The following is a 2,709-nucleotide window of genomic DNA, read 5'->3' as shown; positions in this document are numbered from 1 at the left end:
TTGATCAAGCCAATCGAGCGATTAGTAAAGCTCAGCTTCACGCGTTGCCGCGCTTCCACATGCTTCCTATCGACGTCGTGGTCTACGACGGCTCTTATGGCGAGACCTGGTTTTGAGGGGGGCTTCCCGCTTAGATGCCTTCAGCGGTTATCCCTTCCGTACATAGCTACCCGGCGATGCGGCTGGCGCCACAACCGGTCCACCAGAGGTACGTCCATCCCGGTCCTCTCGTACTAGGGACAGCGCCTCTCAAGTCTCGAACACCCACGGCAGATAGGGACCGAACTGTCTCACGACGTTCTAAACCCAGCTCACGTACCACTTTAATCGGCGAACAGCCGAACCCTTGGGACCTGCTCCAGCCCCAGGATGTGATGAGCCGACATCGAGGTGCCAAACACCCCCGTCGATGTGGACTCTTGGGGGGTATCAGCCTGTTATCCCCGGCGTACCTTTTATCCGTTGAGCGATGGCCCTTCCACGCGGGACCACCGGATCACTATGACCGACTTTCGTCTCTGCTCGACGTGTCTGTCTCGCAGTCAGGCGGGCTTATGCCATTGCACTCGACAGCTGATGTCCGACCAGCTTGAGCCCACCATCGCGCGCCTCCGTTACTCTTTGGGAGGCGACCGCCCCAGTCAAACTACCCGCCATGCAGGGTCCCGGACCCGGATCACGGGCCGCGGTTAGGCACTAAAACGCGCAAGGGCGGTATTTCAAGGATGGCTCCACACAAGCTAGCGCCTGCGCTTCAAAGCCTCCCGCCTATCCTACACATACAAGTCCTAGTACCACTGCAAAGCTGTAGTAAAGGTGCACGGGGTCTTTCCGTCTAACCGCGGGGACTCCGCATCTTCACGGAGAATTCAATTTCGCTGAGTCTGTGCTGGAGACAGTGGGGAAGTCGTTACGCCATTCGTGCAGGTCGGAACTTACCCGACAAGGAATTTCGCTACCTTAGGACCGTTATAGTTACGGCCGCCGTTTACCGGGGCTTCGATTCGAGGCGTGAACCTCTCCTCTTAACCTTCCGGCACCGGGCAGGCGTCAGACCCTATACGTCGCCTTCACGGCTTCGCAGAGCCCTGTGTTTTTAGTAAACAGTCGCCACCCCCTGGTCTGTGCCCCCCGACCCTGGTTGCCCAGGACCGGGGCCCCCTTCTCCCGAAGTTACGGGGGCAATTTGCCGAGTTCCTTCAGCACAGTTCTCTCAAGCGCCTTGGTATACTCTACCTGTCCACCTGTGTCGGTTTAGGGTACGGTCTCACGCGGGGGCTGTTTCCTGGGACTGCTTGGCTGCCCGGACAATCCATTAAGTCCGAACAACGTCCGCAATCCGTCACCACCCGCAGGCCACGGAATATTAACCGTGTTCCCATCGGCTACGCCTTTCGGCCTCGCCTTAGGGGCCGGCTCACCCTGCGCGGATTAACCTTGCGCAGGAACCCTTGGACTTTCGGCGGGAGTGTTTCTCACACTCCTTGTCGCTACTCATGTCAGCATTCGCACTTGCCATACCTCCAGAAGCCCTCGCGGGTCTTCCTTCACAGGCCTAGGCAACGCTCCGCTACCACTCACACTAAAAGTGCAAGTCCGCAGCTTCGGTACATGGCTTGAGCCCCGGTACATCTTCGGCGCAGGACGGCTTGTTTAGACCAGTGAGCTATTACGCTTTCTTTAAAGGATGGCTGCTTCTAAGCCAACCTCCTGGTTGTCTTGGCCTTCCCACATCCTTTCCCACTTAGCCATGATTTGGGGACCTTAGCTGGCGGTCTGGGCTGTTTCCCTCTCGACGACGGACCTTAGCACCCGCCGTCTGTCTGCCGGACTGATACTCCTCGGTATTCGGAGTTTGGTTAGGTTTGGTAAGCCTCGCGGCCCCCTAGCCCATCCAGTGCTCTACCCCCGAGGGCAATATCCGACGCACTACCTAAATAGTTTTCGCGGAGAACCAGCTATCTCCGGGTTTGATTGGCCTTTCACCCCTAGCCACAGCTCATCCCCGTCTTTTTCAACAGACGTGGGTGCGGCCCTCCAGTGGGTGTTACCCCACCTTCAGCCTGGCCATGGCTAGATCACCCGGTTTCGGGTCTGATCCTACGAACTCAAACGCCCTATTCAGACTCGCTTTCGCTGCGCCTACACCTAACGGCTTAAGCTCGCTCGTAAAATCAACTCGCTGACCCATTATACAAAAGGTACGCGGTCACCCGCTCGCCTCTGGCGAGCGATTTCTTGTCTGGCGCGCTGCCGCCAACCCGATGCCGCCCGGCAGCGCGCCGAACAACATCACATCAACAACAATCTCAACACCAGATCCCGCAGCGCCACACGGGCGCCACGGTCAGCATGCCAATCGGCACGCAAAGCAGAAATTATCCACTCACCACAGGTGAGCGGGCTCCCACTGCTTGTAGGCATTCGGTTTCAGGGTCTCTTTCACTCCCCTCATCGGGGTGCTTTTCACCTTTCCCTCACGGTACTGGTTCGCTATCGGTCATGCACGAGTACTTAGCCTTGGAGGGTGGTCCCCCCATGTTCAGACAGGATTTCTCGTGTCCCGCCCTACTCAAGGATGATCTCGAGGCTGGACCCGTACGGGGCTGTCACCCGCTCTGGCGCGCCTTTCCAGACGCTTCCGGTTTCCTCGAGACCACCACTGGGCTGATCCGCTTTCGCTCGCCACTACTCACGGAGTCTCGGTTG

1 rRNA gene (running past one end of the window) is annotated in these 2,709 nt (G+C 58.2%); it reads right to left on the bottom strand.

The window, feature by feature from the left end:
* Positions 1–2,709: ribosomal RNA gene (locus G502_RS0113990) — 23S ribosomal RNA — on the bottom strand; it runs 223 nt beyond the window's last position.

The sequence above is a fragment of the Fodinicurvata sediminis DSM 21159 genome (assembly GCF_000420625.1).
Lineage (GTDB): Bacteria > Pseudomonadota > Alphaproteobacteria > Kiloniellales > DSM-21159 > Fodinicurvata > Fodinicurvata sediminis.
This window is presented reverse-complemented; position numbering and strand designations above follow the sequence as displayed.